Genomic DNA, 14044 nt, shown 5'->3' on the forward strand with positions numbered 1-14044 from the left:
ACTGTGTGCGAGCGTGGCACGGACTGCTGTGGATCGACAAAACACATCTGTTTCAAGCCCATATGGAAACGTACGCGCTTGGTTACGGTTGCCGCTCCAAATTCCTTGAGTATGACTAATATCGGCATGACATCGTATATCTGGAATTTTTCCCAGATGCAGCGCGCGGTCAAAACAACAAGAATGTCCCAATATTGTTGTGAGCCGCTGCTGATGGTGTGGCTTAGATAAAAGCCGCTCAAAGACTGGAAATTGCCAATTCGCTTCCGAAAAGGACTGCTGTCCAGAAATGAAAAATAACTCTCGCGATTTGCTCATTAGTGTGCCTGGGGGTAGCCCCGGTGGCAGTCGGTTGCTGCTATGTGCTCCGGCTGGCGGCGGTGCTTCAATATGGAAGCGATTAGGACCTTCGCTTACGGCCGGATGGTCCGAGGTGATCTCGATCTGCATGCCAGGTCGGGAACAGCGATTTTCAGAGGTACCGTTTCCTACACTCGGAGACGCAATTGGTGCCATAGCGGATGCATTGCCCGAAGGTAACGAAGACGATCTTGTTATATTTGGTCACAGCTTTGGCGCTCTCATCGGCTTCGGAATCGCTTTAGCGCTTGAGCAGGCTGGCAGGAAGCCAATCAAACATCTGTTTGTTTCGGGCCGCGTCGCCCCATCGCAGTCCACTCGCAAAGATCTCCATTGCTCTTCCGACAAAGATCTTCGAGAAATGACGAAGCAACTTGGCGGAACGCCTGCTGAAGTACTTGCCAATGATGAGATATGGCGCCTCTATTCTGTGGCGCTTCGCGAGGATCTCAAGCTTGGACAAGACTGGATACCGGATCGGATCGAGCAAATTGCCGCTCCTATCACGGCTCTGGCCGGATCATTCGACCCGCTAACCGATGACAATGGATTGTCGGCCTGGGCGCAATACACCAGAGGACCGTTTTCAAGATCGGCATTTCCGTACGGACATTTCTTTCCGTTTGAGAATCCGTCGGCCGTGTTCGAGGTGGTCAGGACCCAAGCCGACAATCCATTGTCAACAGCAAGCGGCCGAACTCAAACCGGACTATTCCAAGATTCTCATATCACTCCACTTATGCCCCCCAAATTCCAAAATATCCTTCGCAGCGGTGAACCCAGTCGCTCCGCACTGAATACAGCTTCGCTACGCGCGGTACATCAGCTGCTTGATGAACCGATCGTGTTGTCTGATCCAATTGCTCTAAGAATCCTTGGGCCCGAAACAGAGACCGCCTTGCGGCAAGATCCATTTAGCATGAATGACCCCATATCTCGCGGGTCCAGGGCGTTTCTTGTTGCACGCAGCTGCTTCGCTGAGGATGAACTGGCTCGTGCGGTGGCTCAAGGAATACGCCAATATGTGGTGCTGGGTGCTGGCTTGGATACATTTGCTTATCGCAACCCTCATGCAGAAGCCGGCCTACGAGTATTCGAGGTGGACCATGCATCCACTCAGCAATGGAAGCGGCAATGCTTGGAAACCGCCGGAATTATTTTGCCTGACTCTGTGACCTTCGTATCTGTAGATTTCGAGCACGACAGGCTCGCAGAGAGGCTTACTGACGCAGGGTTTCGTGCAGACCAACCAGCATGTTTTTGCTGGATGGGCGTTACCGTCTACCTGACGCCTCAGGCTGTACTCGATACGCTTTCGTTCGTGGCGTCGCAACCTGCCGGGAGCAGCATCACCTTCGACTATCGTGTGCCGGCATCGCATCTCGGCCCAGTCGAGCGCTTCGTCGTCGACCTTGCCGAAAAGGAGATCGCCGCGTTGGGCGAACCGTGGCTTTCGAGCTTTGAACCGGAACATTTGCGGCAACGACTCAAGGGACTCGGCTTCAGACATATTGACGACCCCGGGCCGGAAGCAATCAACTCGCGTTATCTTTCGCGCCGCAAGGACGGTCTGCAAAGTGGGTCCCTTTGGCGGTGCATATGCGCACGAGTGTGAAGTCGTTGGACGATGGTTCTACACAGGAGGCTCCGATCGCCTCTGCCATTAGCCACGGTCTAGGTGAAGAAATGTCTTTCGAACGCCGTGGTCAAGACATTGAAAATTACTTCGCAACCGAGTCCTGATTGTTCTCTACAAATCCGATGCCGCTCGCCGCGCATATCCAGAAAATCAGCCGAAACATGACGATCGACGATTGGTGATCCCACCTGACGCAGCTAAGAGGATGCCCGCAAATGAATACTGCAGTTAGGCTCAACTATTCACATCCGCCGGCGCGCCCTGATGATCTGCCAGATTTTTCAAGGATCGAGATTCCGGAGGCGGGCAGTTACGACGTACCACCACATGATTTGAACGCAGATGATTCACGACCTTATGCGGAGGGTTTGATCCGCATAATGGACAGCGAAAGCCGAGCTGTCGGCCCCTGGGCTAAGCGCATTGAAGATGTCACCCCGGATCAGCTGCGCCTTGGCCTGCGAGATATGCTTCGGATACGCACGGTCGACAAACGGCTGCTCAATGCACAGCGCCAAGGCAAAACGTCGTTTTATATGCAAGGCACCGGCGAAGAGGCAATCGGATGCGGCTTTCAAAGGCAGTTGCAGCCCGGTGATATGAATTTTCCGACCTATCGCCAGCAATCATTGCTCGTAGCCGCCGACTATCCGTTGGAAAATCTGATGGGGCAGATCTATTGCAACCATGCTGATCCCATCCAGGGTCGCCAGCTGCCTAACATGCATTCAGCGCGAGACTTTGGCTATTTCACCATATCCGGGAACCTCGGCACACAGTTTGTTCAATCCGTCGGTTGGGCAATGGCGTGCGCACTTAGGAAATGCGGCAAGATCGCCGCCGGGTGGATTGGCGATGGCGCTACTGCCACCAATGATTTCCATAGCGGCATGCTGAGCGCATCGGTCTATCAGCCCCCCGTCATTTTGAACGTCGTGAACAATCAGTGGGCAATCTCGACCTATACCGCCGTTGCTTCGGGTGCGGGTAAAACCTACGCCACCCGCGCATTGGGCTATGGCATTCCGGCGCTTCGCGTGGATGGAAATGATTATCTTGCTGTCCTTGCGGTGTCTCGCTGGGCTATCGAGCGGGCTCGATCAGGATTTGGTCCGGTTCTCATAGAGTGGTTCACTTATCGCGTGGCTGCCCACTCCACATCCGACGATCCGTCCGCCTATCGGCCCAAAGATGAGGCCAAGGCGTGGCCACTCGGCGATCCGATTGAACGACTGAAGAGCTACCTGATCAGACATGGCCACTGGAGTGAGGAACGCCATGTTCAGACAGAAGCTGAGATTTTGGAAGAGGTCATTCAGATCCAGAAAGCAGTCGAGGCACAGGGGACTTTCGTCAATCCGAAACCGTTCTCCCCCTCCGCCTTCTTCCGCGGCGTTTACGCCGACGTACCGGAACACCTGCGTCGCCAACGCCAAGAGATGGGATACTGACATGCCCGCCATGACGATGATCGAAGCACTTCGCGACGCCATGGACGTGATGCTTGGAAAAGATCCTAACGTCATCGTCTTCGGCGAGGACGTTGGTTATTTCGGTGGCGTCTTTCGCTGCACGTCCGGCTTGCAGGCGAAATATGGCGAAGAACGGGTATTCGATACGCCCATCAACGAAAGCGCGATTGTCGGGCTCGCAGTTGGAATGGCTGCCCAAGGCATGAAGCCGTGCGTCGAGATCCAGTTCGCAGACTACGTCTATCCTGCCTACGACCAGATCACGCAAGAAGCCGCGAGAATCCGGCATCGATCCAACGAACAGTTTACATGTCCGCTCGTCATACGGATGCCGACCGGTGGCGGCATTTTTGGCGGGCAGACGCATAGTCAGAGCCCGGAAGCTCTCTTCACCCATGTCGCCGGTCTCAAAGTTGTCATTCCGTCCACACCTTATGACGCAAAGGGGCTGCTAATCTCGGCCATCGAAGATCCGGATCCCGTTATCTTCCTGGAACCCAAGCGTCTGTACAACGGGCCGTTTTACGGCAACCACTCCGGTTCATCGGTCGTCTGGTCATCACATCCGGCAAGCAACGTTCCCGAAGGGCGCTACAGCATCGAAATCGGTAAGGCCGTTGTCCGTCGTCCGGGGACGGACATTACGATACTTGCCTATGGAACCATGGTTTTCGTCGCCGAAGCCGCAGTCAAAGCAACGGAGATTGATGCCGAGATTATCGACCTCAGATCGCTGCTTCCGCTCGATCTCGAAACCATCGAGGCATCCGTCAAGAAGACCGGACGCTGCTTGGTGGTGCATGAGGCAACCCGGACCAGCGGTTTTGGCGCCGAAGTGATTGCGGAAATCCAGCAAACCTGCTTCTGGCACCTCAAGGCACCCATCCTTCGCGTGACTGGTTGGGATACTCCATATCCAATGGCGCAGGAATGGGATTACTTCCCCAGCCCCGAACGGATCGCGCGCGCCATCACGAAAACGATGGAGGAGGCGTAAATGACCATCCTTTCAGTGAAGCTTCCGGATATCGGAGAAGGCATCACCGAGGTCGAGCTCTTGGAGTGGAACGTCGCGGTCGGTGTAACTGTTCGAGAAGACGACATTATCGCCAGCGTGATGACTGAAAAGGCAACGGTCGAGATCCCCTCCCTTTATGAAGGCAGAATTCTCGCGTTGGCTTGCCGACCGGGAGAATCCGTCGCCGTTGGTGCCAGCCTTGTCAGTATCGAAGTCGTTGACGACATAGCGGCATCCCTGACAGCGCCGCGGTTGGCGGCTGCGCCCGAGGTTGCGGGTACTTCCAAACCGGGAAATGCGACATGCACGGCTGCAGTCGACGACAACAGGTCGCACCACAAAGCGAATGATCCGGCCTCAAAAAAATCCGCAGTTGTGCCTGCCTATGCTTCAGCGCCAAGACCGGAAGGGGAGCCTCCGCTCGCGTCACCATCCGTTCGGGCCCGTGCAAGAGATGCCGGCATCGATCTCCGTGGTGTTGCAGGCACAGGTCCAGCCGGGCGTATTTCGCATGACGATCTCGACCGCGTTTTTCAGTCGACCGGCTCATGCGTGAGGGAAGCATTTCCAATTCAAGAACGCAGACGACGCGGCGAGGAGAAAATAAAGGTCATTGGCCTGCGCCGCAGGATCGCGGACCGTATGTCTCTCGCCAACAGCCGCATTGCACACATTACCATCGTCGAAGAAGTAGACGTGACATCGCTCGAAGCGCTTCGCTCAAAACTGAACGCGGATAAAGGCGGCAAGCCAAAGTTGACGATGCTTCCGTTCATCACAGCGGCCTTATCAAAGGCGCTGGCGGAACATCCGGAAATGAATGCCCACTTCGATGACGATGCCGGTTATATCACGCGGTTTTCGGCGCTGCATGTCGGTATCGCCACAATGACGGAAGCCGGTCTTGTCGTGCCTGTACTGCGCCACGCCGAAGCCCTCGATCCGTACGAGACGGCGACGGAAATAACCCGCCTTGCCGAAGCGGCGCGGACAGGAAAATCCACACGAGAAGAACTCAGCGGATCGACCTTTACGATCACTTCGCTTGGCGCCCTCGGCGCCATTGCCACCACCCCCATCATCAATCACCCTGAGGTTGCCATTCTCGGCATAAACAAGATGGCAGTTCGTCCGATGTGGGACGGCAAACAATTCATCCCGAGAACGATGATGAATATTTCGGCGAGCTTCGATCACCGTGTAATCGATGGCTGGGATGCCGCGCGGTTTGTGCAGCGGATGAAGTCCCTGCTCGAGGTCCCGGCGATTATCTTCATGGGGCGGTAGAGGCAATGAAGCTGGAAAGAACAAACGTCCTGATCATCGGCGCCGGCCCAGGTGGATATGTCTGCGCCATACGTTGCGGGCAGATGGGCCTTGATACGATCGTCGTTGAGGCGAAAGCTCTGGGCGGCACTTGCCTGAACGTGGGCTGCATCCCTTCAAAGGCACTCATCCATGCTGCGGATGAGTTCCACAAGATCTGCGATGCACCGGCGGGACCACTCGGCATTTCCACGAGCGGGGCAAACATCGACCTTCTAAGGACAGTCGCCTGGAAGGATGGCATCATCCGGAAGCTGACGGATGGTGTTGGAGGCCTTCTCAAGAAGGCGAATGTCCGAACCGTCCAGGGGCACGCTAGTATCATCGACGGCAAGACGGTAGAAATTGCCACCGAGGCGGAAGTCCTCAGGATCACATGTGAAAATCTCGTCATCGCCACGGGCTCCCGACCGTCTGAACTTCCCAATCTGCCGTTTGGCGGACGTGTGATCTCGTCCACGCAGGCACTTGAGTTGACGGAACGACCAGAACACCTCGTTATCGTCGGAGGCGGCTATATCGGCCTGGAAATCGGAACCGCTTTTGCGAAGCTGGGTTCCAAGGTTACGATCGTCGAGGCCGAAGATAGAATTCTTCCGCACTATGATGCTGAACTCTCCAAGCCGGTCGCGGCACGGCTGAGCAGGCTCGGCGTTACAGTTCATACCAATGCCAAAGCGAAACGGCAGTCCGAAGACGGATTCGTTATCGAGACCGCAAACGGCGAACGGAACATTCCCTGCGACAAGATCTTGGTAACGGTGGGCCGTCAGCCTGCTCTCGACATGACTGGCCTCGAAGCACTGGGGCTCGACATGCAGGGGCGCTACCTCAAAATTGACTCGAAATGCGCAACGTCCATGCGTGGCGTCTATGCTATCGGGGATGTGAGCGGCGAGCCTATGCTTGCGCACAGAGCAATGGCTCAGGGCCAGCTGGTCGCGGCACGTCTGGCAGGCAAAAATGCGAGCTGGGACAAGCGATCGATCCCCGCGGTCTGCTTTACGGATCCGGAAATAGTTTCCGTCGGGCTCATACCCCAAGCAGCCCCAAGTGCAAAAGTCTCGGTTTTCCCTTTTTCTGGAAACGGTCGATCGATGACACTTGAACGAAGCGACGGCTTTGTTCGCTTTGTTACCGACGTTGAAAGCGAACTTGTCCTGGGAATTCAGGCTGTCGGCGCAGGTGTTTCGGAGCTGGCTGGCCAACTCAGCCTTGCAATCGAAATGGGCGCGACGCTGACGGATATCGCAACAACCATCCACGCACATCCCACCTTGGGTGAGAACATCCAGGAAGCCGCATTGAAAGGTTTGAGACAAGCCCTGCACGGATAGAAGCAACGTCGGGCGCAGCCCTAGACATACCAGCGCCTCGATCTATTCATGGGCGCCTCCAGCAGGATGGATGCACATGGTAGAGATCAATAGACTTTACGCAATGCAGTCAGATTCTGCTGGTCCTGCCCGTAGGGCGTCAAGATCGTATGCATCGTAGATTTGCCGCTTGGGGAGACGATGTATTTCGCGAACGTCGCCATCACACCGGAGGGGCCGACGTCGATGTAACGGCAGGGACCATGCTTCTCCAGTTTCGTTATTGTATCACGTAGGCGAATAGGAGCGCGCACCACGCGCCAGAAAAAATCGTTGGGTAGGATGTCCAGTATCGCGGCCTGCTCGCAACAAACGACCGGCAACTCACCCCGCTTGCGCGGTATCGAACGCATGAAAGCCTCGAAGGGGAATTGAGCCGGCTCGGACCATTGCGAATGAAAGGCGAAAGACACGGGTAGCCGTTGATAGGCAACATCGCGAGAACGCAACTCGGCCTCGATATCGCCGAGCCTCGCATCTGGCGCTGCGATTGCGAAATGAGTGGCGAAATTGTCCGCAGCGAATTCAGCCAGATCAAAAACTACGCTTTGCTTAAGTAATTCTCGCCCAGCAAGGACGGCAATCATGCCACCGCGTGCACAGGTGTTTTCGAACGCAATGGCCTGCTGGATGACGGCCGCCAAGGCATCCTCAAAATCCAGGTGGCCGGCCAGAGCCGCGGCAGCAAACGAACCGAGGCTGGCACCCAACGTGAGATCTGGCTCGATCCCCTCGCTGAGCAAACATTGCGACAGCGCGTACTCGACCATGAAGATGGCCGGATGTGTGAATAATGTGCGATCGAGTATCTCATGCTTGCCTGCGGAATAGATCGTCTCAAGTATGGATCGGCCGACCAGCCCGCGGGCTGGGCGATCCAGCCTCTCCATCCAATGACGAAAGACCTTGTGGTTGTCGAACAACTGCCTTCCCATTTGAGGATATTGCGATCCTTGCCCTGGAAACATGAATACCGTTTTGACTTTTTGCATGAAAGGCTCCCATTTCAGGCAAGCTGATAGGCTTCGAATATCGGCGATTAAAGAGCGAGGACTGAAGGCCCGGATATCCAGGCTTGCGAGCGATAAAGGGAGGCTTCTGGTTCCGAAGATCGCAGCGGACGCAATGCCAGTATCTGATCGCCAGTCGTGGGCACGCATCTGCGTATGCGCAACTCCATCACCACGCCGTCAAGGCGCTCAGCGCAAATCGCGAGCAGGTAGGATACGGCCGGACGGTAGTGCCAGAAGGCCCAGCGCGCAGGATCATCGGCAAGCTCCGGGCCGATGGCGATGCGAACGGTCTCCGGCTGAGGGTAGCAAAAGCTGAACTGGTTCAATGGTATCGACAAACCCATGCCACGCGCCTTGATGTAGGCTTCCTTGAGCGTCCAGTATTCGAAGAATTTTTCCTGCCTGCGTCCACACTCGGTCCGTTTGAGTTCAGTCACCTCCTCTGGCGTGAACCAGCGCTCTGCCAAGCCCGCGGGAATGTCTCGCACCGTCAGATGCTCGACATCGATCCCCACGTCCCTGTCACGCGCCACGCCCAGCGCGATCAGGCCTCGGGTGTGAGATACATTGAAACGCAGCCCTTGAGCTTCATCGTCATGCGTGGGGGCGATCTGCGGACGTCCGTAGGCATTGACGCAGAATTCCCAGGACGCAGGGTGCACCGGCGCATAACGGGAGAGCACGCTACGCACCAAAGCTCGCGTAACCAGGTAGCGCTTCCGGTCATCGGCGAAGTGAAAACGCGCCTCCTGCAGCAACTCCTTCTCGCTCAGCAAACTGCGCAGGTGTGCCAGTAGCGCGTCATCGGTAATCTCGTCGTAGAATGACAACCAGATGTCGACGTAGCGGGTACCAAGCTCTCCGATGGTGATGACAGGTTCCGAAAACATCTATTGTAACTCAGAGCACCGCCAGCTCGTCCAGATCGAAATAGCCGTTATAGCCCTTCATGTAGACGGCAGCCCGATGACCAAACAGCAAGATTGCCTCCGTGCGTGTTTCCAGAGCCGGATAGTTCACCACCTTGGACCTCACCTTGGTGCCGATCATATAGCGCCTGTTCCACGCCTCGACCTTCTCCGCCGCGCTCGCGAGTCCGGCCGATCTCCCCTCGGTATCCGTGACGGGTGCGGCAGCCGTGACCGTCGGCGGCCTCGTGGCCTCAGTCGGAACGACGATTTCCGATAGCTCCGATGGCGAGGTCTGCTGTTTGACGGTATGCACGAGGCGGGAAAGCACATCGCCATGTCCCATCTCTTCGAACACGGCGCTATCGCCGCGTTCCGCTGCCAGCGCAAGCAGGTATTGTACGCTTTCTGACCAACGCACCGTGCTGGCGATCTGATCGGCCAGGCCCTCGGCGATCCCAGCGCCGTCATAGAGACGCGCTGAAACATTCGAAATCACCGGGATCTTCGGCGTGGCAAAGCTGAACGTTTTCAGGAAGCCGGAAAACTCCTCTTTCACAGGCCGCATGAACCTGGAATGAAAAGCACCGCTCGTATTGAGTGGATAGTAGCGCATCCGACCCTGCGTAAACAAAGGCTCGGCCTTAGCGACCTCGGCGGCCAGACCCGAGATGACGATCTGCGAGGGTGTGTTGTAGTTGGCCAAGTCCACATTGATCAGGCCATTTTCCCTCAGGATGCGCTCGATGTCTTCTTTGCTTGCATTCAAAATCGCGGCCATGGCTCCATTGGAGACCTGTGCCATCAACTCGCCACGGCGCTTGACCAATTTCAGGCCCGTGATGAAATCAAAGCATCCGGCCGCAAGCAGCGCGTTGTACTCTCCCAAGCTGTGGCCGGCCAAATAGTCTGGTGCAGAAGCCTTCCCCTCCAAATGCTTGTAGTAGGAAAGCGCGTTGACGACATAGAGCGCCGGCTGGGTAAAACCTGTGTTGTTCAGTTCTCCGCGCGGATCTTCCAGGCAAAGCTCCCTGATGGAATAACCAAGGACGTCGCTTGCGCGCTCCGTCAGCTCCTTGAAGTGGTCGAACAGCTCCTTGCCCATGCCCTGGGCTTGGGAACCTTGGCCGGGGAATATGACTACCTTCATAACATCACCTCCAGGAATGAATGGATGACTAATATTTGCTCAAGCACACGGCAGTGTTGACGCCCCCAAAACCCATGCTGAGGTTCAGGGCGTTTTCGATCGGATGCGATACAGCCCGTTGTCGCACCCAGTTGAAGTCCGGTTCGATGGGACACTCGAGATTGCGCGTCGGATGCAACCGCCCAGCGCGCATCTGCAGCAGCACGGCCACCAGTTCCACCACGCCAGCGGCGCTCAATCCATGCCCGATCACAGACTTGGTGGCGTTGATATAGGCATGGCCAAGACCGCATGCGCGCAACGCTTGCAGCTCGATGGGATCGCCGATTGTCGAGCCGGTACCATGTGGATTGATGTAATCGATGTCGTCTGCCGTTAGAGCAGCGCGCTCGAGTGCGCCTCTAATAACCGCAATCTCGCCTTCCAGCGAGGGATTGGGATTTCTGTTGCCGTCCATACCCATCGCCCATCCCGACAACCGCGCATAAGGCGCAACGTCGGAGCACCGGGGGGTATCGGCACGCTCGATGACCACCGCGGCGGAGGATTCGCCGTAGATGAAGCCATCGCTGCCGGCGTCGAAAGGTCGACAGGCCAGCGCGGGCTCGTCAGCATAGCGGTCCGACCCCATCGCACCAATCGAACGGAAGCCCTGGCACTCCCAATAGGAAATATCCATCAAAGCGCCCATCGCTATGCAGACATCTACGCGCCCGCTTTGCACCGCCTCCAGCGCCTGCAGGACAGCCATTTGCCCACTGGCGGACGCGCCACCCAGGGTGTAGGCAAAACCGCGAATCCCGAAAGCTTCCGTGCATAGACCGCACAGATCACTGTCCATGAACGACATCGCGTAAGTTGGACGCAAGAACCTCACCCGCTCCCGGTAGGCATCGTGGATCTGCGTCAGCTCACGCTGCTGGACATTGGAGCCGCCGATCACAAGACCAATACGGTCCGGCTCGACCTCATCGAGGCAAGCGTCATGCCAAGCCTCGTGCAAAACCGCCAGCGCTGCCTGCCCGGAAAGCGAGGCCGTCCGCAGCAAGGCCGAGGGTATAGTCTCGGGCATCATCAATTGCTTGATCTCCGCACCGAGAAATGAAGCCGCCGGCGCATCGTCGCTTTGCGGTAACCGCCGCCCGGGGCGTTGCATGAGGTCAAAGCCGTGACACCCCTCCAGCAAAGCCGTGGCGAATGCTGTCTGGCCTTGCCCGATGGCCGAGGCGACACCGAGGCCGCTGACGATCAATCCGGGTCGCTCAGGACTTCGCATGGATGATGCCGGCGAGTTCACCGATGCTCTGGGCTCTCGCTATCTCGACAAGAGGGAAATCCAGCGATAGCGACTCCAACGTCATCATGATGATGTCGGCGCGATCGATCGAATTGGCACCTAGATCGCGCAGCGAATCGGTGGATTTGAACACGTACTCGTCCAAATCGGGAAGGACTTCGCGCGTGTGACGAACGATAATCTCGAAGATCTGGTCCTGGCTCATAATATCAGCTCCAATTGTCCGTTAACTGATGAAGGCATCTTTGTTGCCCCTGCTAAACATTCTCGGACACGCAGGCCTGTTCGCATGGAATGCCTGATGCCATGCCGATGATTTGCTCGAGCATCACGCCACCTCCCAGGGAAACCTACCGGTGTCCACGAAACGTTCGATGTTTTTGAGGTTGTCCAAGTTTCCAAACACCTCGATGTTTGCGGCGATGGCCGGCATACGAGACGTGATCAACTTATCGTCAAGAGCAACGGCGTAGCGCTTGTAGCGCGCGACTGCGTCCTTGCTCAGGCGACGCAAGCGCAACAGATGCTTGCGCAGCAGATTTGCGCTGTCTTCCTCGCACGCATCCACTAGGCCCCATTCGAGCGCTCGTCGCGCCGGAATCGGTTGGGTCATCAGCGTCAAATAATGCGCTCGGGCAAAACCGATGCGCCGGACGAGAAACGGAAATACGCAGGCGGGCATCAGGCCGAAGAGCAATTCAGACAGGCTGAAACTGGCTTTATCCTCGCTCAGCACCACATCGCAGGCAGCGATAAAGCCCACGCCGCCGGCGTTGACGCGGCCACGCACATGCGCGACGGTGACATACGGATCGGTGGCCAACCGATACCACAGATCATAAAGCGGTCCGGGATTCTGCGGGGTTGGAGTGTCGCCAAACTGTAGTTGCTTGAAGTCGGCGCCTAGGCAAAACGCCTCCGGCAACCCTTCCAGCACCAGTATCTTCACCGCAGTCTCGCATTGATCCAGAACGTCGATAATCTCAATAACTAGATGGTCATCGATCGCATTGCTGGTGTCCGGACGATAAATCTGCACGAAGCAAACATCGTCCTCAAAACGGACGCGAAGGTTCCGGTAAGTTTCCGTCATAATACCCACTCGTATTCCCGGTGAAATTCCTTGACGCTCTTGAGAAACAGAACTGGCTTCCCGAGAGCGCTTCGAGCGTCGGGAATGAAGCTGGTATCCGCAACAAGGTCACGGGTTCCGAATTTGATCTCCCGACTCCGCCGCAGCAAATTTTCATATTGCTCCATGGTGAGTTCGTGGCGGCGCCCCAGATTTTCGCCGATTTTCAGCTCCTGAAGACGGCGCTTCCCTTCTGGCCGAGTTACACCGCTAAAGAACTCGGAACAGCAGCCTGAGCCGTAGGAGAATACTCCGATCCTCTTGGGGATGGTGAAGTCGCCGTTACAAATCGTGCTGATGAGAGACAGGGGAGCCATTCCACCCATGATGTTGCCGACGCGCTGGCAGTATGTCACACCCGGCATGACGCGTTGCTGGAAATCGGCTTCAATGTCGGCTAGCGCGGCCTTAGCTAATTTCCGCATCATGTTTCGGTGCGCGCCCTTGACCATGCCGCCGAATGGCGTGTGATAAGCAAGGTACGCGAAAGTTCCCACGAAATCGGCATCGGTGACGCGCATTTGATAGTCTAGGAAAGCGTTCTCGCAGCAGTTGAGATACGACAGCAACGACAAGTCTGCATCGCCGCTGTCGGTGTCCGTAGATGGCCGGCAGGTATCCATCACTTCATGGCCATAATAGCCGTTCGCGCCGACGTCGATCTGAAATATGTGAGGTTGATCGCTCACTAGCATGGCAACAGCCCCGGAACCGCCGCTGGGTTCGGCAAATGACCAGTCGGCCGATGGCGCTTCATCGCCCTCCTCCGCCATGAAGCGTGAGACATCCGTGGCAAGAACCAGCACTTTTCCACCGGGCCGAGTCTGCGACAGCACGAAGTTGATCGCCGTCTGCAAGCCGGCAATGCCCGAGTAACACGCACCCTTGATCTCAAAGAGACGGCAATTGCGGCTTAGCCCAAGCAGGTCGTGACAATAGGTACTCATCGACTTGCTGAAATCGATTCCCGATTCCGTGCAGGTGATGACCATCCGGATCTGGTCTCTTTCCTCAGGCGTCAATGAATCCAACAACGGCTTGGCCGCATTGACGGCGAAGGTTACCGGATCCTCATAGGGCAATGCGACGGTTTTCTCCCGCATCAACAGGTTCTCAAACCGTCTCATGTCCAAGCCGCGGTGTCTGGCCAACTTAGCCACGTCTAAGCAGGCAGTGCCAGCAAAGACATTCATAGCTTCGATTCCAACTGTGTTCACGTTCTTTATCTCGCAACCTGAAGGAGTTGTGGTGGCAACGGTATTGTTCGGCCGATACTACCGGATGGCTAATGCATGTGATCGTCATCGGACGAGATGCGAGAACCGCTTTGCGCTGGCAAAAACCACCGATGAG

Annotated in this window: 13 protein-coding genes; 5 read left to right on the top strand and 8 right to left on the bottom strand. The window is 56.5% G+C overall.

The annotated features are described in order from the left end of the window. Positions 1-242: hypothetical protein (locus AC1RO0_RS28780; RefSeq protein WP_498595962.1), on the bottom strand; the 242-nt coding region annotated here is incomplete at its 3' end. Positions 243-289: 47 nt separating this feature from the next. On the opposite strand from AC1RO0_RS28780, the gene AC1RO0_RS28785 reads away from it, so the two are divergent. The 5 genes from AC1RO0_RS28785 to lpdA all read left to right on the top strand — a co-directional run bounded on the left by AC1RO0_RS28785 (position 290) and on the right by lpdA (position 7152). Beyond that, positions 290-1975, top strand: a complete 1686-nt coding sequence (locus AC1RO0_RS28785; RefSeq protein ID WP_498595963.1) for an SAM-dependent methyltransferase — start codon at positions 290-292, stop codon at positions 1973-1975. 239 nt (positions 1976-2214) lie between these two features. Further along, the gene (locus AC1RO0_RS28790; protein ID WP_498595964.1) at positions 2215-3450 is read left to right on the top strand and encodes a thiamine pyrophosphate-dependent dehydrogenase E1 component subunit alpha; all 1236 of its coding nucleotides are present in this window, start codon (positions 2215-2217) and stop codon (positions 3448-3450) included. 1 nt (position 3451) lies between these two features. Next, positions 3452-4468, top strand: coding sequence for an alpha-ketoacid dehydrogenase subunit beta (locus tag AC1RO0_RS28795; RefSeq protein ID WP_498595965.1), 1017 nt, complete (start codon positions 3452-3454; stop codon positions 4466-4468). Continuing rightward, positions 4469-5776 (top strand): dihydrolipoamide acetyltransferase family protein, encoded by a 1308-nt coding sequence (locus AC1RO0_RS28800; protein ID WP_498595966.1) that lies wholly within the window; start codon positions 4469-4471, stop codon positions 5774-5776. It abuts the gene before it with no gap. Positions 5777-5781: 5 nt separating this feature from the next. After that, a complete protein-coding gene (gene lpdA / locus AC1RO0_RS28805; protein WP_498595967.1) occupies positions 5782-7152 on the top strand; it encodes a dihydrolipoyl dehydrogenase in 1371 nt (456 codons plus the stop codon). A gap of 86 nt (positions 7153-7238) precedes the next feature. On the opposite strand, the gene AC1RO0_RS28810 is transcribed toward lpdA, so the two are convergent. The 7 genes from AC1RO0_RS28810 to AC1RO0_RS28840 form a co-directional block, all read right to left on the bottom strand. Continuing rightward, a complete protein-coding gene (locus AC1RO0_RS28810) occupies positions 7239-8183 on the bottom strand; it encodes an acyltransferase domain-containing protein (RefSeq protein ID WP_498595968.1) in 945 nt (314 codons plus the stop codon). A gap of 47 nt (positions 8184-8230) precedes the next feature. Beyond that, positions 8231-9094 (bottom strand): 4'-phosphopantetheinyl transferase family protein, encoded by an 864-nt coding sequence (locus AC1RO0_RS28815; RefSeq protein ID WP_498595969.1) that lies wholly within the window; start codon positions 9092-9094, stop codon positions 8231-8233. Positions 9095-9104: 10 nt separating this feature from the next. Further along, positions 9105-10262: an ACP S-malonyltransferase gene (gene fabD / locus AC1RO0_RS28820; protein WP_498595970.1), complete on the bottom strand. Its 1158-nt coding sequence runs from the start codon at positions 10260-10262 to the stop codon at positions 9105-9107. A gap of 28 nt (positions 10263-10290) precedes the next feature. Next, entirely contained in the window at positions 10291-11514 is a 1224-nt protein-coding gene (locus AC1RO0_RS28825; protein WP_498595971.1) for a beta-ketoacyl synthase N-terminal-like domain-containing protein, read from the bottom strand. Positions 11515-11524: 10 nt separating this feature from the next. Further along, a complete protein-coding gene (locus AC1RO0_RS28830; RefSeq protein ID WP_498595972.1) occupies positions 11525-11764 on the bottom strand; it encodes an acyl carrier protein in 240 nt (79 codons plus the stop codon). Between the two features lie 123 nt (positions 11765-11887). After that, positions 11888-12652, bottom strand: coding sequence for an enoyl-CoA hydratase/isomerase (locus AC1RO0_RS28835; protein ID WP_498595973.1), 765 nt, complete (start codon positions 12650-12652; stop codon positions 11888-11890). Next, on the bottom strand, positions 12649-13908 hold the full coding sequence (locus AC1RO0_RS28840; RefSeq protein WP_498595974.1) for a hydroxymethylglutaryl-CoA synthase family protein: 1260 nt from the start codon (positions 13906-13908) through the stop codon (positions 12649-12651). The genes AC1RO0_RS28835 and AC1RO0_RS28840 overlap by 4 nt, the downstream gene beginning before the upstream one ends. Positions 13909-14044: the final 136 nt, after the last annotated feature.

The organism is Rhizobium sp. GW821-FHT14E12 (assembly GCF_058803745.1).